Below are 1,990 nucleotides of genomic sequence, written 5' to 3'. Positions count from 1 at the left end.
ATGGAAAGCCAGCTCAAGGAGCAGGGCGCCCAGGACAAGTTCGACCAGGTGCTGGAGGAGATCCCACGGGTGCGCGAGGACCTCGGCTTCATCCCGCTGGTGACGCCCACCTCGCAGATCGTCGGCACCCAGGCGGTGATCAATATCCTCACCGGCGAGCGCTACAAGTCCATCACCAAGGAAACCGCCGGCGTGCTCAAGGGCGAGTACGGCGCCGCGCCGGCACCGTTCAATGCCGCGCTGCAGGCGCGGGTCCTGGACGGCGCCAAAGCCATCACCTGCCGTCCGGCCGACCTGCTCGAGCCGGAAATGGACAAGCTGACCGCCGAACTCAAGGGCCTGGCGCAGCAGAAAGGCTTCAAGCTCGCCGCGGACGAAATCGACGACGTGCTCACCTACGCGCTGTTTCCGCAGATCGGCCTGAAATTCCTGGAGAACCGCGGCAACCCCGATGCCTTCGAGCCGGCCCCGACCGGTAACGAGGTGCCCGCCCGCGAACCGGGCAAGCCCGAGGTGTACACCGTGGAGGTCAATGGCAAGTCGTTTGTCGTGCAGGTCGGCGAGGGGGGTGACATCGAGGGGCTCAAGCCTGTCAGCGGTAACGGTGCCGCGGCCACGACCGCTGCTGCTCCAGTCGCAGCCGGTGAAGGTGATCCGCAGCGTGCACCGCTGGCTGGCAACATCTTCAAGGTCATGGCCAAGCCCGGCCAGATGGTGCAGGAGGGGGATCTGGTGATGATCCTCGAAGCGATGAAGATGGAAACCGAGATCCGTGCCTTCAAGGCCGGCACCATCGGTAGCGTCGACGTCAAGGTCGGCGACGCGGTGGCAGTGGGTGACACCCTGCTGACCATCGCCTGAGGAGCCGACCATGGAAATCCTGAACAGACTGTGGCTCAGTACGGGCCTGTACCACATCGAGCTGGGCCAGATCTTCATGATCCTGGTCTGCCTGGGCCTCGTCTATCTGGCCATCCGCAAAGGCTTCGAGCCACTGCTGCTGATTCCCATCGGCTTTGGCGGCATTCTGGCCAACATTCCGGTGGCCAACCTGGCCGAGGGGTCGGGCATTCTGCACGTCTTCTACGAGGTCGGGCTGCCCACCGGGGTCTTCCCGCTGCTGATCTTCCTGGGCGTCGGGGCGATGACCGATTTCGGTCCTATGATTGCCAACCCCAAGACCTTGCTGCTGGGGGCCGCGTCTCAGTTCGGTATCTTCGGTACCTTGCTCGGGGCACTGGCTCTGACTGCCTTTGGCGTGCCGGGTATGGATTTCACCTTGGCCGAAGCGGCCTCCATCGCCATCATCGGTGGGGCTGACGGGCCGACCTCGATCTTCGTCACCGCCAGGCTGGCGCCGGACCTGCTGGGGCCCATCGCCGTTGCAGCCTACTCGTATATGGCGCTGGTGCCGCTGATCCAGCCGCCGATCATGCGTGCGTTGACCACCCAGCAGGAGCGGGCGATCACCATGACCCAGCTCAGGCCGGTCAGTCAGACCGAGAAGATCGTGTTCCCGCTGATGCTGGCTCTTCTGGTGGCCCTGTTGTTGCCCGATGCCGCGCCGCTGGTGGGCATGTTCGCCTTCGGCAACCTGCTGCGCGAATGCGGCGTCGTCGACCGCCTGGCCGATACCTCACGCAATGCGCTGATCAACATCGTCACCATCGCCCTGGGGCTCGCCGTGGGTTCCAAGCTCTCGGCGGAAGCCTTCCTGCAACTGAAGACCCTCGGCATCATGCTGCTCGGCATCGTCGCCTTTGCCGGCGGTACGGCATCTGGCGTGCTCATGGCCAAGCTGATGAACCTGTTCAGCAAGCAGAAGGTGAATCCGCTGATCGGCGCGGCTGGCGTCTCGGCCGTGCCCATGGCCGCCCGGGTCGCCAACAAGGTCGGGCTCGAGGCCAACCCGCAGAACTTCCTGCTGATGCATGCCATGGGGCCCAACGTGGCCGGTGTGATCGGCTCGGCGGTGGCAGCGGGTATCCTG

2 protein-coding genes are annotated in these 1,990 nt (G+C 64.7%); both read left to right on the top strand.

Annotated elements, in window-relative coordinates; translation table 11 throughout:
- Positions 1–861, top strand: an 861-nt coding sequence (locus ACFOMF_RS04075) for a biotin/lipoyl-containing protein (RefSeq protein ID WP_386361508.1), incomplete at its 5' end; no start/stop codon positions are given.
- 10 nt (positions 862–871) lie between these two features.
- Positions 872–1,990 (top strand): sodium ion-translocating decarboxylase subunit beta (locus ACFOMF_RS04070; RefSeq protein ID WP_386361506.1); only part of this gene is annotated, 1,119 nt, incomplete at its 3' end.

Source organism: Stutzerimonas tarimensis, assembly GCF_042648805.1.
Taxonomy (GTDB): domain Bacteria; phylum Pseudomonadota; class Gammaproteobacteria; order Pseudomonadales; family Pseudomonadaceae; genus Azomonas; species Azomonas tarimensis.
Note: the sequence above shows the minus strand (reverse complement) of the source record. Positions and strands in the feature narration are given on the sequence as shown.